The following is a 26182-nucleotide window of genomic DNA, read 5'->3' on the forward strand; positions in this document are numbered from 1 at the left end:
ACCCGAGCCGTCCCGGCCAACAACCCGTCGGCCTTCAACCCCGCAACGAACGTACGGGCCGCCCGCATCGGCCCCACGGTGTGGGAACTGGACGGCCCGATACCGACACTGAAGAGATCGAACACGCTGATCATGGCTGCACTTCCTCGCCGTCGTACCTCGTGGGTCTCCGGCACGGTCGTGGCCGGCCCGGTCGGGGCGGCCGTCCGGCACCCGGGGTGGGGGTGCCCGACCGGCGAGCCTACCCGCCCAGGTCAGCGCCCGCCCGTCGTTCGCGAGCGGCCGTCGGGAGCCGGCGGGACCGGGGGCGTCGCGGGGCCGGTTCCCGGGTAACCACCTACGGGTACGGGCGCCGCCGCTCCTCCTCGCGACCGAGGGCACGGTGGCCACCCCTTCCTACCGTTGAGGGCAGAGGCGGCGAACGCCGCAGAGTGGGAGTACGACGATGAGTCGCAAACTGGTCCGCCCCCGTCAGGGGCGCATGCTCGCCGGCGTCTGCGCCGGCCTGGCCCAGCGTTTCGGCAGGTCGGCCGGCTTCATCCGGCTGCTGTTCCTGCTGTCCCTGCTGCTGCCCGGCACCCAGGTGGTCGTCTACCTGGTGCTCTGGGTCCTGATGCCGAACGAGGATCGCCACGCCGCCACCCGCTACTGAGCCCACCCGCCCCGCCCGACCCGCAGGCAGGCACGAGGCGCCCGTCCCGACAACCGGGGCGGGCGCCGTCGCGTCCGTGGCGGCCCGCCGTCACGGGGCGGTGTAGGTGACCGTCACCTTCTCGTAGCCGAGGGAACGCAGCAGCCCCTCCAGCATCTTGCGGGTGTTCTCCTCGGCCCGCTGGGTCAGGCCGCTGTCGCGGGCGGCGGTGGTGATCCGCTCCTCGGCGAGCTGGTATACCTGCTGCTGGCGGTTGGGGTCGCCCTTGACCAGCTCGCCGACCCGGTTGAGCAGCCCGCGCTCCTCGGCGAAGACGTAGCTCTTCTCCAGGTCGAGGTTGGTCTTGGCGAGCTGCGGCGCCGGCAGCCTGATCTCCACCGACTTGCCGTCGGCCGACTGGACCACCGCACCCTCGGAGATCTTGGCGAAGTCCACGTACGCCTCGACGCTGCCCGCGCCGACGAAGAGGGTGCGCTGGCTGAGCAGCCAGTCGGGCACGTTGCGCCGGTCGTTCTGGAGGTCGACGACCACCTGGAAGTTGCCCTCGGCCGCGACGTAGCGGCTGAGATCCTGGATCGACTTGAGCAGCGGCGGCTGGCTGCGGTCGGTCTGCTCCTTGGCGAAGGGGTTGCGGAAGTCCGGCAGCAGGCCGGTGGCCTGCACACCGAGCAGCACCACCACCGCCAGCGCCGCCGCGCCGAGCACCCAGAGCAGGCCCCGGGCGGGCCCGCCCCCGGGCGGTGGCGCACCCGGCTCCGGCTCGGTCGTGACAGCCGAGCGCTCCTTGAGCGCCTCGCCGGTCGGATAACCGGGGAACTCCCTCGTGGGCTCGTTGATGTCACCGTCGCGGGCCATGGCCCTCACCGTCCTCGTCAGACACGTCGTCTGAGGATGACGGTACGGCTCCTGTGCGACACCCGCTCGGCGAAGGACGCACCGCCGCGCCGATCCGACAGAACCGCAGGTCAGGACGGGTCGGACAGCCGGCGTACCGCGCTCACTCGATCGGCCCGGAGAGGACGAGCACCCGGGCGTGGATCTGGTTGCGCTGCTGGAGCGCCGCGCGCAGGGCGCGGTGCAGCCCGTCCTCCAGGTAGAGCCCGCCGTTCCACTGCACCACGTGCGGGAAGAGGTCGCCATAGAAGGTGGAGTCCTCGGCGAGGAGCTTGTCCAGCGCCAACTCGCGCTTGGTGGTGATCAACTGATCCAGGCGCAGCGGCCTCGGCGGGATCTCCGCCCACTGCTTGAGCGTCAGGTTGTGCTCCGGATAGGGACGCCCGTCCCGGACCGCTCTGAAGATCACGACGGCACGCTCCCCTCCCCCTGGCCGGGCCGACCCACGACACCGGGTCGGGTCGCGGCGCGGCGCCACGACCCGCGGCACCGATGACCGTGCCAGCGTAGCCGCCTGCACCACGCCGCGTTCTGCTCCCTGATGTCAGTTTCACTACCCGCCGTCCGGTTCGCCAGCGGACGGCACATCCGACGCCGGTCAGCTCCACCGTCCCCGCCGGACGACCTCGTCCACCGGTCGTCGCCCCCGGCGCAGCGACGGTGACCGGTGGTCGGGCGCACGGTAACCCACCGTGACGGCACCGACGGGCTCGTACTCCGCCGGCACCCCGAACGCCTCCCGGTACGCGTCGAGGCGCTGGGCGGGGATGCCGAAGAAGCACGCCCCCAGCCCCTCGTCCACGGCGGTCAGCAGCATCAGCAGGGCGGCGAAGCCGGTGTCCACGTACCAGTAGGGCACCGGCCAGCGCTCCGTCGAGCGGTCCGCCCAGCCCTTGTCGGGTTCCGCGTACCGCTCCAGGTAGGCCGACCGGTTCGCGTGCGGGACGACGATCAGCGGCGCCCGCCGCATCCCCGCCAGCCACCGCTCCCGGCCGCCGCCGCCCGGGGTGGTCGCCGTCCAGAACCGCTCCCGGTCCTCCGGCTCCTCCAGCACCAGGAAACCCCAGCCCTGGGCGAAGCCGGCCGACGGGGCGCGGACCGCGTGGTCGAGCAGCCGCTCCACCACGTCGGGCGGGACGGGACGCTCCGCGTCGTAGTTGCGCACCATCCGGCGCCGCCGGACCACCTCGCTGAACTCCATGCGCTCCCCCGCTCAGACCCCGGGCCGTACGCCCCAGACACCCCGCCAGGTCGCGCCCGGCTTCAGGGTGATCACGTCCCGGCCGGAACGGAACGCGTCCGGCGGGCAGGTCATCGGCTCCACCGCCACCGAGCGGCGCCGCCGCTCGCCGGGCAGGGCGTCGCCGGTGAACACCTGCCACCAGCCGAACTCGCGGTCCGCCCAGATCCGTACGCCCGCCGCGCCGTCCGGGGCGGCCAGGCTGACCACCGAACCGCCGTCCTCGTCGCGGACCACGTCGCCGAAGCAGAGATCGAGCTGGGCGCCGCCGATGCGGCGGGGGCTGGTCCAGTCGTACTCGGTGCCCTCGACCGGGGTGACGCCGATCGGCAGGAGCCTGCCGTCCACGTGCAGCCGCTTCCGGGCGGGCAGCCGCATCGACAGGTCGTCCACCGCCACCCCGGGCACCCGCAGGTACGGGTGCACCGCGAAGCCGAACGGCGCCGGCTCGTCGCCGAGGTTCGTCGCCTCGTGCTCCGCGCGCAGACCGTCCGGCCCGACGCTCCACCGGGTACGCAGCCGCAGCGGCCACGGGTAGCCCGGCTGCGGCGGCAGGTCGTAGCCGACGGTCACCGCGTCGGACGACTGCTCCACCAGCCGCCACGGCACCCAGTTGACCAGCCCGTGGATGGCCACGCCCCGGTCCGGCTCGCTGAGCGTGAGCTGCAACGACCGATCCCCGAAGGTGTAGCGCCCGTCGCGGATCCGGTTCGGCCAGGGGGCCAGCACCTGCCCGGCGCAGCCGGGGCAGAGCTCGTCGGCGTCGTACCCGTCGAGGTGGTCGGTGCCGTCGTGCCGGTATGTCCGGACCCCGCCGCCCACCTCAACGATGACGGCCTCGTGGCCGGCGGCCGAAATGCTCCACTGCGCGCCCGAGGGCGGACGCTGGTCGGGGGTGTCCATGCGGGGGACCCTAACGGTTCCCGCCCCGCCGTCGCTCGCCCCGACCGGGCCCGTCACCCCCGGTCGTCGCCGGAGCGGGCCGCCGCCCGGTAGCGCAGCAGCACCGGGAACGCCACCGCGAGCAGCACCGCGAGCGCCGCCGAGATCAGCCCGCCGCTGACCCAGGCCACGCCGCCGCCGAAGCCCGCCGCCACCGCACCGGCCCGCAGGTCACCCAGGCGCGGACCGCCCGCGATGACCACCGTGTTGACGCCCATGAGCCGCCCGCGCATCCGGTCCGGCGCGTAGACCAGCAGCAGCGACTGCCGCAGCACCGCGCTGACCAGGTCGGCCGCCCCGGCCACCGCGAGCAGCAGCACCATCAGCCAGAGCTGGCCGGCCAGCCCGGCCGCCGCCACGGCCAGCCCCCAGCCGACCACCGCCACCACCAGCACCAGCCCCTGCCGACGCAACCGACCGATCCAGCCGGAGGTCAGCCCGCCGAGCATCGCGCCCGCCGCGATCGCGCTGTAGAGCCAGCCGACCGCCGCGCCGCCACCGAACCGGGACTCGGCGATCTCGGGGAAGAGCGCCCGGGGCATCGCCAGCACCATGGCGATCAGGTCGATCACGAAGGAGAGCAGCAGCACCGGCGTGGTCGCCAGGTAGCGCAGCCCGTCGACGATGCTGGCCAGCCCGGCCCGGCGTGGGGAGCCCGGGGCGGCGGCCGGGCCCGCGTCCGGGTCCGGCTCCGGCGGCATGGCCGGCAGCCTCACGGTCGCCCAGACGGCCACGGTGTAGAGCGCCGCGTCGGCCGCGTACGCGATGGGCAGGCCCAGGTCCGTGCCCCACCAGGCGAAGATCAGGCCGGCGACCAGCGGGCCGAACACCGAGGCGGCCGTGTGGGTGGTGAAGTTCAGCGTGCTCGCCGCCGGCACCAGTTCCGCCGGCACCAGCCGGGGCAGGATCGCGTTGCGGGTGGGCGAGCTGACCGCGAAGGCGACCGACTGCACCGCCACCAGGGCGAGCAGCAGCAGCGGGCTGCCGAGGCCGAGCACCGCCTGCACCACCAGGCCGAACGTGGCGACCCAGAGCACCGCCGCGGTCGCCAGCAGCACCTTGCGCCGGTCGTGCGCGTCGGCCAGCGCGCCGCCCCAGAGCCCGAAGACCAGCAGCGGCAGGAACGCCGCGATCCCGATCAGGCCGACCCAGAGCGAGCTGCCGGTCAGCGCGTACATCTCCACCGGCACGGCCACCGCGGTGAGCTGGATGCCGAACATCGCGATGCCGTTGCCCAGCCACATCCGCCGGTAGGCCGGCACGGCCAGCGGGCTCAGGTCGATCGCGAAGCGGCGCAGCCCGCCCGGCCGGGGGTCCTTGAGCTGGGTCACGGGGCCAGCCGTTCCACGACCCACTCCCCGGCTCCGGTACGCCGGAACCGCAGCCGGTCGTGCAGCCGGCTGACCCGGCCCTGCCAGAACTCCACCGCGTCCGGCCGCACCCGCAGCCCGCCCCAGTACGGCGGGGCGGGGATCGGCTCGACCTCGGCGAAGCGCTCGGCCGCCGCCCGGTACGCCTCGTCCAGCACGGCCCGCCCGGGGATCACCCGGGACTGGGTGCTGGCCCAGGCACCGAGCTGGGAGCCGCGCGGCCGGCTGGCGAAGTACGCCTCCGTCTCCGCCCGGTCGATTCGCTCGACCCGGCCGGTGACCGTCACCTGCCGGTGCATCGGGAACCAGGGGAAGACCAGGCTGACGTACGGGTTGGCGGCCGCCTCGGCGCCCTTGCGGGATTCGTGGTTGGTGTAGAAGACGAAGCCCTCCGGGTCGTACCCCTTCAACAGCACGGTCCGGGCGCTCGGGCGGCCCGCGACGTCGGCGGTGCCGACCACCATCGCGTTCGGTTCGGGCAGCCCGGCGGCGACCGCGTCGGCGAACCAGCGGGTGAACTGGCCGTGCCAGTCGGCGGCCAGATCCGCCTCGGAAAGGCCCAGCTCCGCGGCGTACTCGTTACGCATGCCCGCCGGCCGGGCTGTGTCCCCCGTCACGTTCCCCCTCCTCCTCGTCGACCCGGCCCACCCTCTGCGGCGCAGGCCAGCCCGCACCGCACAGTGTCACCGACGCGCTCCGGGCCACCCGGACCGGGGATGTCGTGTGCGGCACAGTCGCCGTGGGTCGCGAATCCGGTTACCCAGCAGGCAAGATGTCACGAACACATCCCTGAGGGTCGCCTAAGGTGCTCGACCGGCTGGGCCGGGACCGGAGCCCCGGGCGGGCGCGCCGAGCAGATCCAGGAGAGCGACATGGCCGATTTCAAACCCGGACTGGAGGGCGTCGTAGCCTTCGAGACCGAGATCGCCGAACCCGACCGCGAGGGCGGCGCGCTGCGCTATCGCGGGGTCGACATCGAGGATCTGATCGGCCAGGTCTCCTTCGGCAACGTGTGGGCGCTGCTGGTCGACGGGCGCTTCGGCCCGGGCCTGCCGCCGGCGGAGCCGTTCCCGGTGCCGGTGCACTCCGGCGACATCCGGGTGGACGTGCAGTCCGCCGTCGCGATGCTGGCCCCGTACTGGGGTCTCAACCAGCTGCTCGACATCTCCGACGAGCAGGCCCGCGAGGACCTCGCCCGGGTGTCGGTCACGGCGCTCTCCTTCGTCGCCCAGTCGGCGCGCGGCCTGGGCCTGCCGGCCGTGCCGCAGAAGGAGATCGACAAGGCGTCCACCATCGTCGAGCGCTTCATGAAGCGCTGGCGCGGCGAGCCCGACCCCCGGCACGTCAAGGCCGTCGACGCCTACTTCATCTCGGCCGCCGAGCACGGCCTGAACGCCTCCACCTTCACCGCCCGGATCGTCGCCTCCACCGGCGCCGACGCCGCGGCCTGCATCTCCTCCGGCATCGGCGCCCTCTCCGGCCCGCTGCACGGCGGCGCCCCGTCGCGGGTGCTCAGCATGCTGGAGGCGGTCGAGCGCAGCGGCGACGCCGAGGGCTACGTCAAGGGCGTCCTCGACCGGGGCGAGCGGCTGATGGGCTTCGGCCACCGCGTCTACCGGGCCGAGGACCCGCGGGCCCGGGTGCTGCGCCGCACCGCCAAGGAGCTGGGCGCGCCGCGCTTCGAGATCGCCGAGGCGCTGGAGAAGGCCGCCCTGGCCGAGCTCCAGGCCCGTCGCCCGGACCGGGTGCTCGCCACCAACGTCGAGTTCTGGTCCGCCGTGGTGCTGGACTTCGCCGAAGTGCCGGCGCACATGTTCACCTCCATGTTCACCTGCGCCCGGATGGGCGGCTGGAGCGCGCACATCCTGGAGCAGAAGAAGCTCCAGCGGCTGGTCCGCCCGTCGGCCCGCTACGTCGGCCCGGGCACCCGCAAGCCCAGCGAGGTCGAGGGCTGGGACGCCATCCCGCACGGCGTCTGAGCGTCGCGCCGAGGGTCCCTTCCCGTCGCCCGTCGACGGGAAGGGGCCCTCAGTCGTACGCGGGCCGGGCCGGTGCGCAGGCTGTGGTGCACGCCTCAACGCCGCTGGTGGGACCAGGGGTCGGTGCGGCCCGCGCGGGTGGGAGGATGAAGGCCGGCAGTGTCGCCGGACCGGGCCCGGGTCCCGGCCACGTCGTGCGCCTGAGCGCGCGTCCGCCGTTCGATCCGCGCCCGCCTGAACACCGGGCCCGCCCTCGCCCCTGCGGAAGGATCTCGACAACCGTGGCTGACGCACCGACCATCCGGATTCCCGACGACCTCAAGCCCGCCGACGGGAGGTTCGGCTGCGGGCCCTCCAAGGTCCGTCCGGCGGCGGTCTCCGCCCTCGCCGACGTGGCGACCAGCTACCTGGGCACCTCGCACCGGCAGAAGACCGTGCGTGACGAGGTGGCCCGGCTGCGCCGTGGCATCGCCGACTTCTTCTCCCTCCCCGAGGGCTACGAGGTGGTGCTGGGCAACGGCGGCACCACGGCGTTCTGGGAGGTCGCGACGTTCGGCCTGGTCCGCGACCGGGCCCAGTTCGCCAGCTTCGGCGAGTTCGGCGCGAAGTTCGCCAAGTCCGTCAAGGACGCCCCGTTCCTCGGCGAGCCCACCATCCGCAAGTCGGAGGCCGGCAGCGCGCCGGCCCTGACCGCCGAGGCCGGGGTGGACGTCTACGCCACCCCGCACAACGAGACCTCGACGGGTGTGGCCGTGCCGATCAGCCGGGTAGCCGGCGCCGACCCCGGCTCGCTGCTGCTGGTCGACGCCACCTCGGGTGCCGGCGGGCTCGACGTCAACGTCGGCGAGACCGACGTCTACTACTTCGCCCCGCAGAAGTGCTTCGGCTCCGACGGCGGCCTGTGGCTGGCCCTGATGTCCCCGGCCGCACTCGAGCGGGCCGGCGAGATCAAGGCGTCCGGCCGCTACATCCCGGCCTTCCTCGACCTGGTCACCGCGATCGACAACTCGCGGCTGGAGCAGACCTACAACACCCCGGCGCTGGCCACCATCTTCCTGGCCGCCGAGCAGACCGACTGGATGAACTCCCAGGGCGGGCTGGCCTGGGCTGCCAAGCGCACGGCCGAGAGCGCCGCGATCGTGTACGGCTGGGCGGAGCGCTCCGAGGTGGCGACGCCGTTCGTCACCGACCCGGCGCTGCGCTCTAACGTGGTCGCCACCATCGACTTCGCCGACTCCGTCGACGCGACCGCGATCGCGAAGGCGCTGCGCGCCAACGGCATCGTGGACACCGAGCCGTACCGGAAGCTGGGCCGCAACCAGCTCCGCGTCGCGCTCTTCCCGGCCGTCGAGCCGGCCGACGTCGAGGCCCTGACCGCGTCGATCGACTACGTGGTCGAGCGGCTCTGAATCGTCGTCACGGTCGGTGGCCGCCGGGCGCGTCGGCGGCCACCGACCGTGATCATCGTCGCAGCTCAGTCGCGACATGCGGGTGTCGCATCCCCCACCTGTGTGCAGATGCGCGTACGGTGGTGCGAGGACGCCCGGGTGGCCGGCTCGTGGCGTGACGGCCAGCGAAGCGGGACGGAGGCAACGCCATGCGCCCAGTACGCTTCGTCGCCCTCTCCGAGGACGGCCAGGCCCTGGTGCTCGCCGACGAGGTCGGGCGACTGCTCGCCCTGCCCATCGACGAGCGGATCGCCGGCGCGTTGCACGCCGAGCCCGGCGCCCCGCCGCTCGCGGTGGCCCCGGCGGCGACCGCCGATCCGGTGCCCTCACTCTCCCCTCGGGACATCCAGGCCAAGATCCGATCCGGCGAGTCCGCCGAGGACGTGGCCCGCATCGCCGGCGTGCCCGTCGACCGGGTGCTGCGCTACGCCGGCCCGGTGCTCCAGGAGCGGGCCATGCTCGCCCAGCACGCCCGCCGCACCCGGCTCAAGGGCGCGGAGAAGCCAACCCCGCTCGCCGAGGTGGTCAACGGCCGGCTGGCCCAGCACGGGATCGACACCGAGAAGATCTCCTGGGACGCGTGGCGCCGCGACGACGGCACCTGGCGGATCGTGGCGACCTGGCCCTCGGGCAAGGCGACCGCGCAGGCGATCTGGGATCTCGACAAGACCCGGCAGGCGGTCACCCCGCACGACGACATGGCGCAATACCTGTGCGCCGAGCGGCCCACGCCGATCCTCGGCCAGGAGCCGGCGCCGGAGCGGGGCGGCCACGCGCTGCCCGGCCCGTCGCGTGGCGAGCCGACCCGGGGTGGGCACGGCCTGCCGGCGGCGGCCGAGCACAGCCGTCCCGGCCGCGACCCGATCCGGGCCGGGCGGGACGCCCTGCTCGCCTCGCTCGACCGTCCGCTCGGCTCGACCTCGGGCCGCGGGCTCGAACCCCGCAGCCCGGCCGCCCTGGCGGGGCAGGACGCGCCGCGCCAGCGGCCGGTCGGCGGCGGGGCGGCGGCGCTGCTCGGCGGCGGCCAGGGTTCCGCGTTCGACGACGACTCCGACGCGCCCAAGGAGGTGCCGGCCGTGCCATCGCTGGCGGTGCTCCGGCCCCGGCGCACGGGCGCGCCCTCGGCAGCGGCGGCGGGCGAGTCGACCGACGCCGGCGGCAAGCCGCGCAAGCGCCTGCCGAGCTGGGACGACGTGCTCTTCGGCAGCGGCCCGGCGGCCCGCGAGTCCTCGTGACCGCCTGACTCCGGCGACGGATCCCCGTCGCCGGAGTCGACGCGAGGCACTCGAAGTGCCGCCGTGGCAGGGTGGCTTCATGGAGTACACGAACCTTGGCCGTACGGGCCTGTCCGTCAGCCGCCTCTGCCTCGGCACGATGAACTTCGGGCCGCAGACCACCGAGCCGGACAGCTTCGCGATCATGGACCGGGCCCTCGAACACGGGATCAACTTCTTCGACACCGCCAACGTCTACGGCTGGCAGACCGGCGAGGGGATCACCGAGCAGATCATCGGGCGCTGGTTCGCCCAGGGCGGCGGCCGGCGGGAGAAGGTCGTGCTGGCCACCAAGGTCTACGGAAAGATGGGCGAGTGGCCCAACGAGCAGGGCCTCTCCGCGCGGCACATCGTCCGGGCCTGCGAGGACTCGCTGCGCCGCCTCCGGACCGACACCATCGACCTCTACCAGATGCACCACGTCTCCCGCAGCACCCCGTGGGAGGAGATCTGGCAGGCCATGGAGACCCTGGTCGCCCAGGGCAAGGTGCTCTACGTCGGATCGTCCAACTTCGCCGGCTGGCACATCTCCGTGGCGCAGGAGGCGGCGGCGAAGCGCCACTTCCTCGGCCTCGTCTCCGAGCAGTGCATCTACAACCTGATGACCCGGCACGTCGAGCTGGAGGTGGTGCCCGCCGCGCAGCACCACGGGCTGGGCGTCATCCCGTGGTCACCGCTGCACGGCGGGCTGCTCGCCGGGGTGCTGCGCAAGATGGCCGAGGGCGGGGCCGCACGCGGCGCCAGCGGCCGCTCCGCCGACGCGCTCGCCGAGCACCGGCCCACCATCGAGGCGTACGAGAAACTCTGCGGCGACCTCGGTCACGACCCGGCGGACGTGGCCCTCGGCTGGCTGCTGTCGCGGCCCGGGGTGACCGCTCCGATCATCGGGCCGCGCACCACCGGGCAGCTCGACCGTTCTCTGGGCGCCCTGACCGTCGACCTCGACGAGGACACCCTCACCCGCCTGGACCAGCTCTTCCCGCCCGTCGGCAACGGCGGTCCCGGCCCGGAGGCCTGGGCCTGGTGACCCGCGAGCGTCAGAGGGGCCAGGCGGCCAGCCGGTCGTAGGTCGGGCGGGGGCCGGGGTGGCTGCGAACGAGCACCATCTCGCCGGCCGGCCACTCCGGGCCCTCGTAGTCGTCGAGCGTGGCCACGTCGGCGGCCACGTCGGCCGGGGGCACCCGGTCGCCGGGGCGGGCGATCGTCAGGTGCGGGCGGAAGGGCTTCTCGTCGTACGGCAGGCGGCCGTGCCGCAGCCGGGAGCGGATCAGCCGGGCCAGCACCTGCACCGGCTCCACCTCGCCCCGGAGGTCGACCCAGAGGACGGTGAACCGGCCCCGCCCGAACCGCCCGCCGCCGGCCAGCCGGAGCCGGGGCGGGGCCTGGCGGCCGTCGCGGGACCACTCGGCGGCCAGCCCGAGCGCACTCTCCACGGCGACCAGCCGGTCCGCCTCGACGTCGCCGAGGAAGGCGAGGGTGACGTGTGCGTTGCCGGGGTCGGCGAGCCGGACGTTGGTCCCGGCGACGGCCGCCGCGCCGACGCGCAGCCGGGCGACCTGTGCGCCGAGGTGCGTGACCGCCTCGGGTGGCGGGTAGAGCGCGACGAAGAGCCTCACGCGCCGCCCTCAGCGGTGCCGCTGCCGGTGGCCGGCCCGGGCGGCGGGCAGGGTCAGCCCGGCGGCGTGCAGCAGGCCCTCCACCCGGACCCGTTCCAGCTCCAGGTCGACGCCCTCCAGCTCGGTCAGGTGCTCGCTGAGCCCGAGGGCCCGGCAGGCCAGCCGGAGGCGGTCGTCGTACGCCCGCAGGATCGTGCCGTGCCAGACGGGCTGGCGGCCGTCGGAGGCGACCCCCTGCCCGCGCAGGCGGCGCAGGTCGGCGGCGAGTTCCTCCAGCGGGCGGCGGTCGGGCCGGTCGAAGTCGGTGAGATCGATGTCGCGGGTCAGCGCGTCGGCCTCGACGGCCCGGTCCAGCCGGGCGATGGTGCGCCGTTCCCGCCGGCGCTCCCGCCACTCCGCGTACGCGCAGGCGACCCGGTCGATGATCTCGTCCGCGCAGAAGGCCAGGGCGATCAGCACCGGCAGGCTGGCCGCGGCGACGAAGATCAGGATCAGCAGCAGCGCGCGCCCGGGCTCCACGTATCGACGCTAAGCCTCTTTCCTCCTTACCGCCACCGCTTTCGTGCCATCCACGCCATCCGCAGGATGGGACGGATCGTCCCACTCCGGGGCGGGGACGCTCAGCAGTCGGCGGAGGTGACGTAGAAGCGCGGCATCGGCAGGACCCGGAAGCGCAGCCGGGCGCCGGAGCGGCGCAGCTGCCAGGTGAGCGCGATCAGGATGGTGGCCAGCGAGATGAGCCCACCGATCCAGATGCTGGCGCCGGCGCCGTAGGTCTCGGCGACCCAGCCGATGAGCGGCGCCCCGACCGGGTTGGTGCCGAGGAAGACCAGCACCCAGAGGGCCATCACCCGGCCGCGGAAGGCCGCGTCCGTGCCGAGCTGCACCCGCTGGTTGGCCGCCTGGGCGAAGAACACCATGAAGAAACCGGTCGGCAGCAGGAGGGTGACCACCATCCAGTACGCCGGGGCCAGCCCCACCAGCGTGCCGAAGATGGCGCAGCCGACCCCCGCGCCGAGCACCAGCCAGACCGACGGGCGGCTGCGCCGCCCGGTGCCGGCGAGCGCGCCGACCAGCGCGCCGACCGCCAGGGCGGTGCTGAACAGCCCGAACGAGGCGGCACCGGTCTGGAACACGGTCTTGGCCAGCGCGGCGAGGGTGAGCTGGAAGTTGAACAGCGACATGCCGATCACCGACATCACCGCCATGGGCAGCAGCAGGTCGGGCCGGCGCCAGACGTAGCGCAGGCCGTCGACCACCTTGGCCGACGCCCGCTCGTCGCGCGGCGGCAGCGCCTCCCGGTACAGCTCGGAGGGGCGCATCCGGATCACGGTGACCAGGGGGGCGATCGAGCTGAGCGCGGTGAACATGAAGACCGGTCCGACGTCGAAGGCGGCGATGGCCAGGCCGGCGACGGCCGGCCCGACGATCCGGGCCGAGTTGAACACCGCCGCGTTCAACGAGAGCGCGTTCGGCAGCAGCGACGTGCCCACCAGTTCGGAGACGAACGCCTGCCGGACCGGGGTCTCCACGGCGTTGGCGACGCCGAGCAGGGCCGCGAACGCGAAGACGTGCCAGAGCTGCACCAGGCCGGTGATCACCAGCAGGCTCATGGCGAGCGCCAGCACGGTCCAGAACGCGTTCGCGACGAAGAGCAGCATCCGCTTGTCGTAGCGGTCGGCCAGCCGTCCGGAGAGCAGGGTGAGCAGCAGCACCGGGGTGAACTGGAGCGCGGTGACCACGCCGAGGGCGGTGGCGGAGTTGTCGGAGAGCTCGAGGACCAGCCAGTCCTGGGCGATGAACATCATCCAGACGCCGATCAGCTTGATCAGCTGCCCGGATGCGAAGAGCCGGTAGTTGCGGACCTGTAGGGACTGGAACATCGTGCTCAGCTTCGCCTGCACTCTTGGTGCGCCTCCTCGCGGTCGTACGCGTCATCGACGTCGGACGGCGCGGTGGCACGAGGCGCGGGTCAGGCGCGGGCGACCTGCTGAAGGATCTCGGCGGCCTGCCGCAGGGTGTCCCGTTCGGCTTCGGTCAGCTCGGCCAGCCGGCGGGCCAGCCACTCGTCACGGACCCGCTCGAACTGGTCGAGCACGGCCCGTCCCCCCTCGGTCGCCGCCAGGATGACCTGTCGGCCGTCGGTCGGGTGGGGGGTGCGCTGCACGAGGCCGCGCTCCTCCAACTTCGCGACGATCTTGGTCATCGTGGGCGGCTGCACCCGTTCCACGTCGGCCAGTTCCCGAGGCGTCAGCGCACCCGCCAGCCGGAGGCTGGTGAGCGCGGAGAGCTGGGTGACCGTGAGGTCGCCGACCGGCCGGGCCTGGCGGACCCGTCGGTTGAGCCGGGTGATCGCGTCACGCAGCTGGGGTGCCAGCTGCGCCGGTGGCACGCGTTTCGCCGTCACCGTCCGCTCCGTCACGATAGTTAGCCTAACTAATTAGCCAGGCGAATGAGATGCGATATGACCATGCTCACGAGAAGTTCGCCCTGCTCCGGGCCGGGTATCCGAATCGGCCGACCGGCCCGGAGCTGTGGCGTGTCGAGGATCAGAGCACCAGGGACTCGATCGGCCCGCGCAGGAAGTAGAGCACGAAGAGGGCGGCCACCCCGTACAGCAGCGGGTGGATCTCCCGCGCCTTGCCCCGGGCGAGCTTCACCACCACGTACGAGATCAGGCCGGCCCCGATGCCGTTCGAGATCGAGTACGTGAAGGGCATCAGCACGATCGTCAGGAACGCCGGGATCGCGATCTCGTAGTCCGACCAGTCGATCGTCCGGACCGCGGTCATCATCAGGAAGCCGACCACCACCAGCGCCGTGGACGCCGCCTCGAACGGCACCACCACGACCAGCGGCGCCAGGAACATCGCCAGCAGGAACAACCCGCCGGTGACCAGGTTGGCGACGCCCGTACGGGCGCCCTCCGCCACACCGGCCGCGCTCTCGATGTACGACGTGTTGCTGGACGTGCTCGCCGCACCGCCGGCCGCCGCCGCGATCGAGTCGACCAGCAGGATCTCCTTCGCCCGCGGCGGGGTGCCCCGCTCGTCGAGCATGTTCCCCTCCTGGCCGACCGCGACCATCGTGCCCATCGTGTCGAAGAAGTCCGTGATCAGCAGGGTGAACACGAACATCAGCACGACGACCCAGCCGGCGCGGCCCCACGAGTCGAACACGTTGAAGTTGCCGAGCAGCGACAGGTCCGGCACGTCAATCCAGGTCTTCGGCAGCTCCGGGACGTTCAGCGCCCAGCCCTTCGGGTTGGGCTTGCCGTCGACGAAGGACGGCCCGATGTTCGCCACCGCCTCGACGATGATCGCCAGCACGGTGGAGCCGAGGATGCCGATCAGGATCGCGCCCCTGACGCGGCGCACCAGCAGCACGATGGTCAGCAGCAGACCCACCACGAAGACCAGCAGCGGCCAGCTGGCGAGCTTGCCGCCGATGCCCAGGCTCACCGGGACGGTGCTGTTCTGCACGTCCGGCACCCGGCGCACGAAACCGGCGTCGACCAGGCCGATGATGGTCAGGAAGAGGCCGATGCCGACGCCGATCGCCGTCTTCATCTGCGTCGGCACCGAGCGGAACACCGCCGTACGCAGGCCGGTCAGCACCAGCACCGCGATGATCACACCCTCGATCACCACGAGGCCCATCGCGTCCGCCCAGGTCATCTCCGGGGCGATCTCGTACGCGACCAGCGCGTTGACGCCGAGACCCGCGGCGAGCGCCAGCGGGAACCGGCCGACCACGCCCATCAGGATGGTCATCAGGCCGGCGACCAGGGCGGTTGCCGCGGCGAGGGCGGCGATGGAGAGCTTCTTGCCGTCGCCGTCGACGGCACCACCGATGATGAGCGGGTTGAGCACCACGATGTACGCCATCGTGAAGAAGGTCGCCAGGCCACCGCGTACCTCGCGGCTCATCGTCGAGCCACGGGCGGAGATCTCGAAGTACCGGTCGAAACCGTTACGCGGGTGCGCTGGATCGGGTGGTGTGCCGTTCTCGGGCGGCGCTACTGACATCAGGTCCTCGCAGGTGATCTTCCGTTGTCGCGCGCATCGTCGCAGATCACCGGCCAGCAGGAAAAGTTGATCGCGTACGCTTGCCGCGTGCCGAAGGAGCAGCCACCGCGGCCCGAGCCGCTCGACCCGCCGATGGTGCCGTTCGCCCTCGCGGGGATGGCCGCCTGGGCGCTCGCCGGGCTGGTGCTGCTGGTCTTCTTCCGCGACTGGCTGACCGCGCACGATCACCAGGACTGGCTGTGGACCTGCCTGGCCGGTTTTCTGTGGGGCTTCCCCGGTCTCGCCGTGATGATGCGGCACGACGCCAACCGGCGCCGCCGGCGCGCAGGGCGCTGACCTGCGACGACACCGATCCGCCGGGCCGGCCCGCGGCCGGTCGCGTCAGGGGTGCCCGTACGGCTCCGCCGGCTCGGCCGCCTCGACGGAGCCCGGTGCCCGGCTGACCGCCACGGGCTCGACCGCGCTGTCGTCGTAGACCGTCGGCATCTCCTCGACCGGGGTCTCGGCGGCCTCGATCAGGGTCTCCGAGTGCGCCCCGCAGCCGTGGTCGGCGCTGACCACCCGACCGTCGTCGGGGGCGTAGAAGTTGCCGCAGGCCCCGAATGCCTGCCGCAGGGCGCCGGCGAGCGGCAGGTAGAAGCCGCAGGTGCCGCAGCGGGCGGCGGCGGGGGCGGCGGCCGAGATCGCGGCGGACGGACCGTGGTCGCCGTCGTACCAGCGCTGGGCGGCCTCGCTGCGCCCCTCGCGGGAGAGCACCCGGGCCCGGCCGAGGCCGAGCTCCCATGCGGTCTCCTCGACCGCCGGGTCGTCGGAGAGCAGGTAGCCGGGCTGGAGCCGGTCGTCGTCGGCCGGGGTGGGCAGCAGGTCGCCGGGGCCGAGGTCGCCCGGCTTGAGCCGCTCCTGCCACGGCAGCCAGCCGGGGGCGAGCATCGCGTCCGTGCCGGGCAGCAGCACGGTCTCGCAGACCGTGACGTTGCGGCTGCGCGGCACCCGGGTGACGGTGACCGCCCAGCGCCAGCCCCGGTAGCCGGCGAGCCGGCACTCGAAGTAGTGCGTGACGAGCCGGTCACCCTCCGCGACAGCCTGCAGGTGGTCGCCGACGTCCGAGGCGTCGACCTCGGTGATGGCGTCACGCGCCACCTCGACGGCGGCGGCACAGACCTGGTCGAGACGAGCGGCACGGGCGGAGGCGGGCCTGGTCACCAGACCATTGTTCCCCATGCGTACGGCAGACCGACAGGCACCCGCCGATGACGTTCTGGGACAGTGGTGCGGCACGGACGGACCGGATGGGTGAGGATGGTGGGCATGCCGCTGTTCTCCCGCTCCGGGCGGTCCGTACTCGGGCGGACCGTCGGCACCGGCATCAAGGCCGTCCGCCTGCTGTTCCGGGGCTCGGTCAGCGGTGGGCGCTGGATGACCCGCCGGGCGGGCCGGGCGCGCGCCCGGGGCGCCGGGGGCGAGGTCGGCATGGTCCGCCTCTTCGACCTGCACGCGCTCTCCTGCGCCGGCGACACGCTGATCGCCATCGGCCTCGCCGGGACGATCTTCTTCAACGTCCCGCTCGGCGAGGCACGCAGCAAGGTCGCGCTCTACCTGCTGGTGACCATGGTGCCGTTCGCCATGCTCGCCCCGGTGGTCGGCCCGCTGCTCGACCACTTCCGCCACGGCCGCCGGTACGCGCTGGCCGCCACCATGCTCGGCCGGGCCTTCCTGGCCTGGCTGATCTCCGACTACATCCACGGCTTCGGCCTCTATCCGGCGGCCTTCGGCGTGCTGGCGCTCTCCCGGGCGTACGGGGTGGCCCGCTCGGCGGCGGTCCCGCGCCTGCTGCCCGAAGGGCTGGGCCTGTCCCAGGTGGGCGCCCGGGCCAGCGTCTACGGCACGGTGGCCGGCGCCCTGGTCGCCCCGATCGGGCTGGCCGCCTTCTGGTTCGGGCCGCAGTGGCCGCTCCGGGTCGCCTCGATCATCTTCCTGGTCGGCATGGTGATCTCCCTGCGGCTGCCGCCGAGGGCCGACTCCGAGCCGCCGGAGCGGGTGCCCCGACCGCTGCGGGCGCTCGGCCGACGCAGCGGCGACCGCCCGCTGGGCCGGGGGCGGCCGGCCGGCCGGCTCGTGATCGCCACCCTGATCGGCGCCGCGACGCTGCGCGGCCTGTACGGCTTCCTGCTGCTCTTCCTCGCCTTCGCGATCAAGGCCGGTGACCTGACCACCGTCGTCTTCGGGCGCGACCTGGGCGACGAGGGGGCGCTGGGCCTCGTCGGTGCGGCGCTGGCCGTGGGCACCTTCCTCGCCACCGCGATCGGCACCCGGCTGCGCATCCACCGGCCCGTCGCGATCCAGTCCAGCGGCATGATCATCGTGGGCGGGGTGGCGGTCCTCGCGGCGCTGATGTTCTCGCTGCCGATGGTCGCCCTGCTCTGCCTGGTGGCCGCGCTGGTCAGCGGCATCGCCAAGCTCGCCGTGGACGCCTCGATCCAGGAGCGCATCCCGGAACGGCTGCGGGCCAGCTCGTTCGCCCACTCCGAGACCGTGCTGATGCTCGCGTTCGTCGCCGGGGGCGGGCTGGGGCTCGTACCCTTCGACGGCCGGATCGGCATCGCCGTCGCCGCCGGGGTCGGCACGCTGGCCGCCGTGCGCGGCGTGGTGGTGGCGGGCCGCCTGCGTGCCGAGCGGCTGGCCGGCCGCCCGCTCGCCGACGACGAACTAACCGACGACGCGGGCGGGGACGACGGCAGCGGCGGGAACGGCGCGCGCGACACGGCCGGCGCGCACACCGGCACGGCAGACGCGACCGGCACGGGCAGCGGCGCCGGCGCGCGCCCCGAGGCGGAGGCCGGTCCCGAGACCGGGGTCGCGCCCGTCTCGCCCGCCCCGGCGCAGGGCGGCCGGCCGCTGGACGACCCGTCCCTGGCCCCGCCCGGATACCACATCTACCGGCCGTCCTCCGCCGTCGCCGGGACGGGCGGGACGGACGACGAGACCCGCCGGGAGCCGCAGGGGCCACTGCCGTGACGGGCCTGCTGATCGTCACGGCGGTGCCCACCGAGGCCGAGGCGGTCCGCGCGGGCCTTCCGGACCCGTCGACGGCGGTACTGCCGGTGGGGGTCGGGCCCGCCGTCGCCGCCGCCACCACCGCCCGGCTGCTGGCGCTCGCCGAGGCGGCCGGGCGCCCGTACCGCGGTGTGGTGAGCGCGGGCGTGGCGGGCGGCTTCGCCGGCCGGGCGGACGTCGGCGCGACGGTGCTGGGCTCGGTGTCCGTCGCCGCCGACCTGGGCGCCGAGTCGCCGGCGGGCTTCCTCCCGGTGGACGAGCTGGGCATGCCGCCGGAGTGGCTCGGTGGCGGCCTCGCGCTCGCCGCCGACCCGGGGCTGCTGGCCGCCCTGCGGGCCGGGCTGCCGACGGCGACGGTGGGCGCGGTGCTCACCGTCAGCACGGTGACCGGCACCGCCGCCAGCACGGACGCCCTGCGCCGGCGTCACCCCGACGCCGTCGCCGAGGCCATGGAGGGGTACGGCGTGGCCGTCGCCGCCGCGCAGGCCGGCGTCCCGTTCGCCGAGCTGCGCACCGTCTCCAACCCCGTCGGTCCCCGCGACCGCGACGCCTGGCGCATGCGCGAGGCGCTCGCCGCCCTCACCACCGCCGCCGCGGCCCTGACCTGAACCCGCCTACGCCGAGGGCCGGTTCGCAGCCGCGGGCCGACGGTCGAGGCGCAGGGCCCACGGCCGGCTCGTCTTGAACTGGTATCCGCAGGCGAGCAGCAGATCGACGCCGGCGTCCTCGGCGATCGCGTGGGCGGTGCGGATGCCGGAGCGATCCATCTCGTCGGCCAGCAACCCGACCAACCGGCGCCCGATGCCGAGCCGTCGACAGCCCTCGGCGACGAGAACGCCGTCGAGCACGACCTCCCGCTCCTCGCCCGGATCGTCGCCGTCGATCAGGTGCGGGCTGCGCTCGTGGGCCCGCAGCTCACCCACCAGCTCCCCGCCCGGCAGTTCCGCCACGAACCGCCACGACGTCGCCGGTAGGCCGCCGCCGGTCACACGTCGCAGCCGTACCGTCCGCTGGATCCCCTCGGCACGTCGGCGTCGGTCCCGGTGGCGACGATTCCGCTCGTACGTGGCCGGTGGCAGCGGTAGCGGCCAGCGCGCCGGGGGCAGGTTGTACCAGTTCGCCCACCAGGCACCCGGCCAGTCCTTCGGCTCCTTGACCTCCCAGACGTCGAGGTGAGCCGGATACCGACGCCCTGCTCCGTCTCGCAGCGCCTCGTGCGGGACTGGCGGCAGCGCCCGGTCGCCGGTCGCGGCGGTGTCGCGTACGCCGACTGCCACCTCCCCGCCGGCGGCTCGGAGGAGCCGTTCCACCGTGCGGAACCGTGGGTCGGCAGCCCGGCCCGATTCGATCCGGGCCAGGGTCGCCTGGGGCACCCCCGACCGTTCGGCCAGTTCCCGCTGGCTCAGGTCCGCTCGGCGTCGTAGCGCCCGCAGGGCCGCACCAAGGTCGACGGCATCTGTCAGCTCTGCCCCGACAACATGCTCCCGGCGCGACGCGGCGTCCTCAACAACCGTCCGCAGCCTGTGGATAAGCCTGTGGACAACGTTGGCGCCAAGGGGTCGACACACGGCACCGGACCGTCCACCCATCGGAACAGCCGCTCAAGGACGAGGACAGGACTCCTTCGCGACGCTGTCGAGCTGAATCGTTTACGACATCAGGCACCGCTGCGCGCGCGGCGCGTCCCAGGTGCCCAGCCCTGGCAGGGAGGAGAGCCGTGACCGCAGCGGCGATGAGGAAGCGGGCCGGGAGGGGCGGCGGCGGACGCGAGCAAAGCTGAATCGTCTACGACATCAGCTCGAAAGGACGCGTCAGGCAGGGTCCGGCCGGCAGCGCGGAAGACGCCAGGTGGGCGCGGCGAAGCGGATCCGGGTCACACCGGCGCTGGCGCGGTCGGGCGCTCGCACAGGGCGGGGATACGGTGAGGGCGTGGCGCTCTCGCTGGCTGTCTCCCCCTGCCCCAACGACACGTTCGTCTTCCACGCCCTGGTGCACGGCCTCGTGCCCGGCGCCCCGCCGGTCGACGTCACGTACGCCGACGTGGACGTGACCAACACGGCTGCCGAGCGGGGGGCGTTCGACCTGGTCAAGGTGAGCTACGCGGCGCTGCCGTGGCTGCTGGACGACTACCACCTGCTGCCCTGCGGGGGTGCGCTCGGCCGTGGCTGCGGTCCGCTGGTGCTGACCCGCGGCGACCGCGACCCCGGCCAGCCCGACGGCTCCGACCGCGCCGACCTGAGTGGTGCCACGGTGGCGGTGCCGGGCGACCGGACCACGGCGTACCTGCTCTTCCGGCTCTGGGCTGCCGAGCGGCCCCCCGCGCGGATCGAGGTCGTGCCGTTCCACGAGATCATGCCGGGTGTCGCGGCCGGCCGGTACGACGCCGGGCTGGTCATCCACGAGGCCCGGTTCACCTACCCGCGGCACGGCCTGACCGCCCTGGTCGACCTCGGCGAGTGGTGGGAGGCCGACACCGGCCTGCCCATCCCCCTCGGGGCCATCCTGGCCCGGCGCGGCGCGGTCGACCCGGAGGCCGCAGCCGGGTGGATCCGCGAGTCGGTGCGCCGGGCCTGGGCCGATCCCGCCGCCAGCCGGGAGTACGTGCTGGCGCACGCCCAGGAGATGGAGCCCGACGTGGTGGACCGGCACATCGGGCTCTACGTGAACGAGTTCACCGCCGACCTGGGGGACGCGGGGTTCGCCGCCGTCCGGGCGTTGCTCGGCCGGGCCGCCGACGCCGGGCTGGTGCCTCAGACCTCCAGCTCGTTGGCGACCGCGTGGACCAGCTGAGCGATCTTCTGCGCCGTCTTGCGGTCGGGGAAGCGACCCCGGCGCAGGTCCGGCTGGACCTTCGCCTCCAGCACCTTGATCATGTCCTCGACGAGGCCGTGCAGCTCCTCGGCCGGCCGGCGACGCAGCTCCGCCATCGACGGCGGGGCGTCGAGCAGCTTGACCCCCATCGCCTGCGCGCCCCGGCGGCTGTCCACCACGCTGAAGTCGACCCGCTGACCGCCCTTGAGGTCGGTGACACCCGTCGGTAGCGCGCCCTTGGGCAGGAACACGTCGCCACCTTCGTCGCTGGTGACGAACCCGTATCCCTTGGCCGCGTCAAACCACTTCACTCGACCCGTCGGCACCTGAGAACCCCTGCTTCGCTTGAGCTTGAGACGTCTACCGCTCCAAGGCTAGCCGGATCATCCCGTCGAGCGCCGCCGGGAATCCGGTGAGATCATCCAGCACCACCGCCGCCCCGGCCGCGCGCAGCTCGTCGGGGGTGCACGGACCGGTGGCGACCGCGATCCCGGGTACGCCCGCCGCCAACGCGGCCACCATGTCGGCCACGTGGTCGCCGACGTAGTGGGTCGCGCCGTGCTGCCGCAGCGCGGTCGCCTTCCCCTCCGCGAACAGGTCGCCGGCCACCTCGTCGACCACCAGCCCGAGGTGGTCGAGGTGCAGCCGGGCCAGGCGGCCGTGCTTGGCGGTCACCACCAGCGCGCGACCTCCGCTGTCGCGTACGGCGTCGAGCGCGGCGACGGCGCCGGGGAGCGGGACGGTGGGCGTGATGGCGTACGCCGGGTAGAGCTCGCGGTACGTCCGGACGGCCTCGTCGACCTGCTCCGGCGGGAACCAGCGGGCGATCTCGGTACGCAGCGGCGGGCCGAGCCGCGACACGACGGCCTCGACGTCCACGTGCACCCCCGTGCGGGCGGTCAGCGCCCGGAAGGTGTCGGCGATGCCGGGACGCGAGTCGACGAGGGTCATGTCGAGGTCGAAGCCGACCGTGAGCGCTGCCATGCGGGAGAACGTACCCGCCCGTCCCCGGGTCAGCCGGACGTCCGAGGGGCGCGAGGACCACCTGCCGGGCTAGCGTGGAACGACGATGACCACCTCACTCGCCGATCACCTGCGGTCGCTGCCCGACGAGTCGCTCGCCGCCCTCCTCCAGCTGCGGCCGGACCTCGTCGTACCCGTGCCGGCCGACGTCTCCGCGCTCGCCACCCGGGCCCAGTCCCGGGTCTCGGTGGCCCGCGCCCTCGACGCGCTGGACCAGTTCACCCTGCTGATGCTGGACGCCGCCCGGCTGACCCGGGACGCGGCCGAGCAGACCACCTCCACCGACGCGATCCTCGCCATGGCGACCGCCGGGCCGCAGCCGCCCGCCCCCACCACCGTCCGCGCCGCCGTGAACCGGCTGCGCGCGCTCTTTGTGCTGTACGGCCCCGAGAACGCCCTGCGCGTGGTGGCGAGCGTCGACGAGGTCTCCCCGTACCCGGCGGGGCTGGGGCGACCGGCGACGGAGCTGGACGCGCGGGCGGCGGCGCTCTGCGCGGACCCGGCGAAGCTGCGGCGGACGCTGCTGGCCGCGCCGCCCTCGGCCCGGGCGATCCTGGACCGGCTGGCCGCCGGACCGCCGGTCGGCACCGTGCCGGCGGGCGCGTTGCAGGCGCCCGCGCTCGGCGCGGAGGACGACCTGCCGCCGGACCCGACCAACGGCGGCGCGCCCACCGGCTCGCCGGTGCGCTGGCTCGTCGACCACCACCTGCTGGTGCCGGTCTCCGGCGGCCGGGCAGGCGTCACGGGCACCGTCGAGCTGCCCCGCGAGGTGGGCCTGCTGCTGCGCCGCGACAGCGGCCCGCTCGGCCCGCTGCGCAGCAGCCCACCGCCGGTGGCCACGGCGCCGCGCGAGCCGAAGGCCGCCGACTCCGCCGGGGCCGGGCAGACCATGGAGGTGGTACGCCACACCGAGGCGCTGCTGGAGCAGCTCGCCGCCGAACCGGCTCCGGTGCTGCGCTCGGGCGGCCTGGGCGTCCGTGACCTGCGCCGACTCGCCAAGGCCGTCGGGTTGGACGAGCCGGCGGCGGCCCTGCTGCTGGAGACGGCGTACGCGGGCGGGCTCGTCGGCGAGGTCGACCTGCCCGGGGCCACCACCACCCGGCACGGCGCCGACCAGCAGGTCCTGCCCACCGCCGGGTACGAGGTGTGGCGGGCCGGGACGCTCGCGCAGCGCTGGGAGCAGCTCGCCCGGGCCTGGCTGACCATGACCCGGCAGGCCGGGCTGGTGGGGCAACGCGACGACCGGGACCGCCCGATCACGGTGCTCTCCGCCGAGGCGGAACGGGCCGGCGCGCCGGCCGCCCGACGGGCCGTGCTGGAGGTCCTCGCCGACCTGGAACCGGCCACCGGGCCCACCTCCGAGGAGGTGCTGGCCCTGCTCGACTGGCGGGCGCCACGGCGCAGCCGGGGGCGCGAGGCCGCGCACCGGGAGGTGCTGGCCGAGGCGGCCACGCTGGGCGTGACGGGGCTGGGGGCGCTCACCTCGTACGGGCGGCTGCTGCTCGCCGACGTGACGGCGGCCGACGAGCGGGGCGGCGACGACCCACTCGGGCTGCGCTCGGACGCCGAGAGCGGCGACGCGTCCAACGCCGTACGCGCGCTGGACGCGCTGCTGCCCGCCCCGGTCGACCACTTCCTCGTGCAGGCTGACCTGACGGTCGTGGTGCCCGGCCCGCCCGATCCGGCGCTCGCCGCCGAACTGGAGGTGGTGGCGGAGCACGAGTCGGCCGGTGGCGCGAGCGTGCACCGGGTCACCCCGGCGAGCGTGCGCCGGGCCCTGGACGCCGGCTACTCGGCCGACGACCTGCACGCCCTGTTCCGGCGGCGGTCCCGCACCCCCGTCCCGCAGGGGCTGACGTACCTGGTGGACGACGTGGCCCGCAAGCACGGCGGGCTGCGGGTCGGCTCCGCCGGGGGGTACGTGCGCAGCGACGACGAGGCGCTGCTGACGGAGGTGCTCGCCGACCGGCGGTTGGAGCCGCTGGCGCTGCGCCGGCTGGCGCCGACGGTGCTGTCGACGCCGTACCAGGTGGGCCGGATGCTGATGGCGCTGCGCGACGCCGGGTACGCCCCGGTGCCGGAGGACGCGAGCGGGGCCGCGGTGCTGGCCCGACCGAAGACCCGGCGGGCCCCGGCCCGGGTGCCGGTGACGACCAGGACGCTCGACCCGCTGACCGCACCGAAGCTGGCGATGCCCCGCCTGCTGGGCGTGGTGGAGCAGATCCGGCGCGGCGACGCGGCGGCGCGGGCCGCGCGGCGGGCGCCGGCCGTGGTCCGGGGCGGGGTGGGGCGCACCGGTCCGGCGCCGGTACCCTCCCACAGCGACGCGATCGCCGTGCTCCAGCAGGCGGTCCGGGACCGGGCGCTGGTCTGGGTGGGGTACGTCGACGCGCACGGGGCGACCGCGTCCCGGCTCGTCCGGCCGGTCTCCATGGGCGCGGGCTACCTGCGCGCCGAGGACGACCGTACGGAGATGCTGCACACCTTCGCCCTGCACCGGATCACGGCGGCGGTGCTGGAGGACTGAGCGGGTCGGGTCAGCGGCGGCTGCGACGTACCGTGCCGACGACGGAGACGATCAGCAGCAACGTGAACCCGGCGCCGGCCGACTCGCCGACCGAGTCGATGAAGCCCTGTTCGAGGACCAGCCAGCCGAAGAGGAACCAGCCGACGAGCACCACCGCCGCCACCGCGTACGCGACCACGGTGGCGGTGGAGACCTCCTCGACGGGCGACCGGTCGTGCGCGGGACTGTGCTCCGTGATCACTTCTCGGTCGACCGTCATCTCCAGCCTCCCCGTCCGGTTCGACGCCTGACGTCCAGCGTGACACCGCCGTGTCGCGAGTGACAGGGGATAAAACCCGGATCGGACGAGTTGTGCGATGCCTCGGAGGGGCGCGGGTGGCTGGGCGGCTCAGGTGCCGGGGCGCCGCCCGACCAGCACGACCTTGCTGCCCACCTTGCCCAACTCCCAGAAGCGGACGGCGTCGCCGGGGAGCAGGTTGACGCAGCCGTGCGAGCCGATCGACTTCTCGTGCAGGTAGGTGGTGGTCTGGTGGAAGCCCATGCCCCGGGTGAAGTGCTGCCAGTACGGCAGCCACACCTCGTACGGGTCGGACCACTCCTTGACGTTGCGGTAGTTGATCGTGAACGTGCCGGCCGGGGTGCGGTAGCCGGGCATGCCGGTGCGGGTGACGGTCGGCTTGACGAGCACCTTGCCGTTGCGCATGACCCAGGTGGTCTGCCTGGTCAGGTCGATGCAGAAGGTGGTGCCCGAGCCGGCCCGGCAGCGCGCCGTGTCGGTGGTGGCGAGCCGCTTCGCCACGTCGTGGGTCGTGGGCCCGGCGCGGCCGTGGGCGGGGCGGATGTCGTACCGCTTCTGGAACTTCTTGATGGCCGCGCAGTCGGCGGCGGACTGGCGGCCGTCGACGGTCACCCGCCCGAACCCGCCCAGCCGGGCGAGGTACGCCTCCACCGCGCGCTGGTGCTCGCCCTGCGGGCAGCCGGCGACGGACGGTGCCCCGGTGGGCTTCGTCGCGGGGCGCGTCGGCTTCACCGTGGGGCGCGTCGGTGCCGGCGTGCCCCGCGTCGGCTTGACCTTGGGCTTCGGCGGCGCCTTGCTGGGTTGCGCCCGCTGGTCCGGCCCGGGCGCACCGCTCGCCCCCGTTACCCGCTCCGCAGCCCCGGCCGCGACGGGTCCCCCGCCCCCGCCGCCGTCGGCCTGCGGATCGAACGTGCACGCACCGGCACCGACCAGCGTGACCACTGCCAGGGCGACGAGCCGGCTGCTGATCCGGACGTGTTTCATGCTGCCTCCCTGACAGGTGTCCCCTTTGCTAGACGTTGCGAA

The 26182-nt window shown here is 74.0% G+C and carries 28 protein-coding genes; 10 read left to right on the top strand and 18 right to left on the bottom strand.

The annotated features are described in order from the left end of the window. The coding region (locus tag ACTMS2_RS00005) for a serine dehydratase beta chain (RefSeq protein ID WP_441174049.1) at positions 1-134 on the bottom strand (134 nt) is incomplete at its 3' end. A 311-nt stretch (positions 135-445) separates the two neighbouring features. On the opposite strand from ACTMS2_RS00005, the gene ACTMS2_RS00010 reads away from it, so the two are divergent. Next, positions 446-652, top strand: a complete 207-nt coding sequence (locus ACTMS2_RS00010) for a PspC domain-containing protein (protein ID WP_089002308.1) — start codon at positions 446-448, stop codon at positions 650-652. 90 nt (positions 653-742) lie between these two features. Here the strand turns inward: ACTMS2_RS00010 and ACTMS2_RS00015 are convergent, their stop codons facing one another. The 6 genes from ACTMS2_RS00015 to pdxH all read right to left on the bottom strand — a co-directional run bounded on the left by ACTMS2_RS00015 (position 743) and on the right by pdxH (position 5685). Next, a complete protein-coding gene (locus tag ACTMS2_RS00015) occupies positions 743-1507 on the bottom strand; it encodes a DUF4230 domain-containing protein (protein ID WP_089002309.1) in 765 nt (254 codons plus the stop codon). A 142-nt stretch (positions 1508-1649) separates the two neighbouring features. After that, entirely contained in the window at positions 1650-1955 is a 306-nt protein-coding gene (locus ACTMS2_RS00020) for a type II toxin-antitoxin system VapB family antitoxin (RefSeq protein WP_089002310.1), read from the bottom strand. 189 nt (positions 1956-2144) lie between these two features. After that, entirely contained in the window at positions 2145-2747 is a 603-nt protein-coding gene (locus ACTMS2_RS00025) for a nitroreductase family protein (RefSeq protein ID WP_441173457.1), read from the bottom strand. 12 nt (positions 2748-2759) lie between these two features. Next, positions 2760-3689 (bottom strand): aldose 1-epimerase family protein, encoded by a 930-nt coding sequence (locus tag ACTMS2_RS00030; RefSeq protein WP_441173458.1) that lies wholly within the window; start codon positions 3687-3689, stop codon positions 2760-2762. A 53-nt stretch (positions 3690-3742) separates the two neighbouring features. After that, positions 3743-5059, bottom strand: a complete 1317-nt coding sequence (locus ACTMS2_RS00035) for an MFS transporter (RefSeq protein WP_441173459.1) — start codon at positions 5057-5059, stop codon at positions 3743-3745. Then, on the bottom strand, positions 5056-5685 hold the full coding sequence (gene pdxH, locus ACTMS2_RS00040) for a pyridoxamine 5'-phosphate oxidase (RefSeq protein ID WP_441174050.1): 630 nt from the start codon (positions 5683-5685) through the stop codon (positions 5056-5058). Before pdxH ends, ACTMS2_RS00035 begins: the two co-directional genes overlap by 4 nt. A gap of 285 nt (positions 5686-5970) precedes the next feature. Here pdxH and ACTMS2_RS00045 point away from each other — a divergent pair, with 285 nt between their 5' ends. From ACTMS2_RS00045 to ACTMS2_RS00060, 4 genes are all read left to right on the top strand, one after another. Beyond that, the gene (locus ACTMS2_RS00045) at positions 5971-7077 is read left to right on the top strand and encodes a citrate synthase 2 (RefSeq protein ID WP_121396987.1); all 1107 of its coding nucleotides are present in this window, start codon (positions 5971-5973) and stop codon (positions 7075-7077) included. A 281-nt stretch (positions 7078-7358) separates the two neighbouring features. Continuing rightward, positions 7359-8486 carry a phosphoserine transaminase gene (gene serC / locus ACTMS2_RS00050; RefSeq protein WP_441173461.1) on the top strand — a complete coding sequence of 376 codons (1128 nt, stop codon included), beginning with the start codon at positions 7359-7361 and terminating at the stop codon, positions 8484-8486. A 188-nt stretch (positions 8487-8674) separates the two neighbouring features. After that, positions 8675-9760, top strand: coding sequence for a septation protein SepH (gene sepH / locus ACTMS2_RS00055; protein WP_089002317.1), 1086 nt, complete (start codon positions 8675-8677; stop codon positions 9758-9760). A 79-nt stretch (positions 9761-9839) separates the two neighbouring features. Further along, positions 9840-10826, top strand: a complete 987-nt coding sequence (locus tag ACTMS2_RS00060) for an aldo/keto reductase (protein WP_441173462.1) — start codon at positions 9840-9842, stop codon at positions 10824-10826. A 10-nt stretch (positions 10827-10836) separates the two neighbouring features. Here the strand turns inward: ACTMS2_RS00060 and thpR are convergent, their stop codons facing one another. The 5 genes from thpR to ACTMS2_RS00085 form a co-directional block, all read right to left on the bottom strand. Next, on the bottom strand, positions 10837-11415 hold the full coding sequence (gene thpR, locus ACTMS2_RS00065) for an RNA 2',3'-cyclic phosphodiesterase (protein ID WP_441173464.1): 579 nt from the start codon (positions 11413-11415) through the stop codon (positions 10837-10839). Between the two features lie 9 nt (positions 11416-11424). Then, complete coding sequence (locus ACTMS2_RS00070) at positions 11425-11934, bottom strand: hypothetical protein (RefSeq protein ID WP_441173465.1); 510 nt, start codon at positions 11932-11934, stop codon at positions 11425-11427. 101 nt (positions 11935-12035) lie between these two features. Further along, positions 12036-13319, bottom strand: coding sequence for an MFS transporter (locus tag ACTMS2_RS00075; protein ID WP_441173466.1), 1284 nt, complete (start codon positions 13317-13319; stop codon positions 12036-12038). 68 nt (positions 13320-13387) lie between these two features. Further along, the gene (locus ACTMS2_RS00080) at positions 13388-13837 is read right to left on the bottom strand and encodes a MarR family winged helix-turn-helix transcriptional regulator (protein ID WP_172896591.1); all 450 of its coding nucleotides are present in this window, start codon (positions 13835-13837) and stop codon (positions 13388-13390) included. Positions 13838-13964: 127 nt separating this feature from the next. Next, positions 13965-15443 carry an NCS2 family permease gene (locus tag ACTMS2_RS00085; RefSeq protein WP_441173467.1) on the bottom strand — a complete coding sequence of 493 codons (1479 nt, stop codon included), beginning with the start codon at positions 15441-15443 and terminating at the stop codon, positions 13965-13967. An 87-nt stretch (positions 15444-15530) separates the two neighbouring features. On the opposite strand from ACTMS2_RS00085, the gene ACTMS2_RS00090 reads away from it, so the two are divergent. Then, positions 15531-15779, top strand: coding sequence for a DUF2530 domain-containing protein (locus tag ACTMS2_RS00090; protein WP_089002323.1), 249 nt, complete (start codon positions 15531-15533; stop codon positions 15777-15779). 45 nt (positions 15780-15824) lie between these two features. Here the strand turns inward: ACTMS2_RS00090 and ACTMS2_RS00095 are convergent, their stop codons facing one another. After that, positions 15825-16664: a DUF3027 domain-containing protein gene (locus ACTMS2_RS00095; RefSeq protein WP_357716498.1), complete on the bottom strand. Its 840-nt coding sequence runs from the start codon at positions 16662-16664 to the stop codon at positions 15825-15827. An 87-nt stretch (positions 16665-16751) separates the two neighbouring features. Here ACTMS2_RS00095 and ACTMS2_RS00100 point away from each other — a divergent pair, with 87 nt between their 5' ends. Together ACTMS2_RS00100 and ACTMS2_RS00105 are read left to right on the top strand one after the other, a co-directional pair. Next, the gene (locus ACTMS2_RS00100; protein WP_441173468.1) at positions 16752-18458 is read left to right on the top strand and encodes an MFS transporter; all 1707 of its coding nucleotides are present in this window, start codon (positions 16752-16754) and stop codon (positions 18456-18458) included. Beyond that, on the top strand, positions 18455-19105 hold the full coding sequence (locus ACTMS2_RS00105) for a futalosine hydrolase (RefSeq protein ID WP_441173469.1): 651 nt from the start codon (positions 18455-18457) through the stop codon (positions 19103-19105). The genes ACTMS2_RS00100 and ACTMS2_RS00105 overlap by 4 nt, the downstream gene beginning before the upstream one ends. Positions 19106-19111: 6 nt before the next feature. On the opposite strand, the gene ACTMS2_RS00110 is transcribed toward ACTMS2_RS00105, so the two are convergent. Continuing rightward, positions 19112-19960, bottom strand: coding sequence for a GNAT family N-acetyltransferase (locus ACTMS2_RS00110; RefSeq protein ID WP_441174051.1), 849 nt, complete (start codon positions 19958-19960; stop codon positions 19112-19114). Positions 19961-20426: 466 nt separating this feature from the next. Here ACTMS2_RS00110 and ACTMS2_RS00115 point away from each other — a divergent pair, with 466 nt between their 5' ends. Next, complete coding sequence (locus tag ACTMS2_RS00115) at positions 20427-21287, top strand: 1,4-dihydroxy-6-naphthoate synthase (protein WP_441173470.1); 861 nt, start codon at positions 20427-20429, stop codon at positions 21285-21287. Here ACTMS2_RS00115 and ACTMS2_RS00120 read toward each other — a convergent pair. Next, positions 21248-21634, bottom strand: coding sequence for a cold-shock protein (locus tag ACTMS2_RS00120; RefSeq protein WP_101413859.1), 387 nt, complete (start codon positions 21632-21634; stop codon positions 21248-21250). The genes ACTMS2_RS00115 and ACTMS2_RS00120 overlap by 40 nt on opposite strands. Before the next feature lie 34 nt (positions 21635-21668). After that, positions 21669-22292, bottom strand: coding sequence for an HAD family hydrolase (locus tag ACTMS2_RS00125; protein ID WP_441173471.1), 624 nt, complete (start codon positions 22290-22292; stop codon positions 21669-21671). 85 nt (positions 22293-22377) lie between these two features. Here ACTMS2_RS00125 and ACTMS2_RS00130 point away from each other — a divergent pair, with 85 nt between their 5' ends. Then, positions 22378-24858: a helicase-associated domain-containing protein gene (locus tag ACTMS2_RS00130; protein ID WP_441173472.1), complete on the top strand. Its 2481-nt coding sequence runs from the start codon at positions 22378-22380 to the stop codon at positions 24856-24858. A 10-nt stretch (positions 24859-24868) separates the two neighbouring features. Here the strand turns inward: ACTMS2_RS00130 and ACTMS2_RS00135 are convergent, their stop codons facing one another. Continuing rightward, positions 24869-25117, bottom strand: coding sequence for a hypothetical protein (locus ACTMS2_RS00135; protein ID WP_363892796.1), 249 nt, complete (start codon positions 25115-25117; stop codon positions 24869-24871). 129 nt (positions 25118-25246) lie between these two features. Next, on the bottom strand, positions 25247-26140 hold the full coding sequence (locus tag ACTMS2_RS00140; RefSeq protein ID WP_441173473.1) for a L,D-transpeptidase family protein: 894 nt from the start codon (positions 26138-26140) through the stop codon (positions 25247-25249). Positions 26141-26182: the final 42 nt, after the last annotated feature.

The organism is Micromonospora sp. SD12 (genome assembly GCF_052068495.1).
Lineage (GTDB): Bacteria > Actinomycetota > Actinomycetes > Mycobacteriales > Micromonosporaceae > Micromonospora > Micromonospora echinofusca.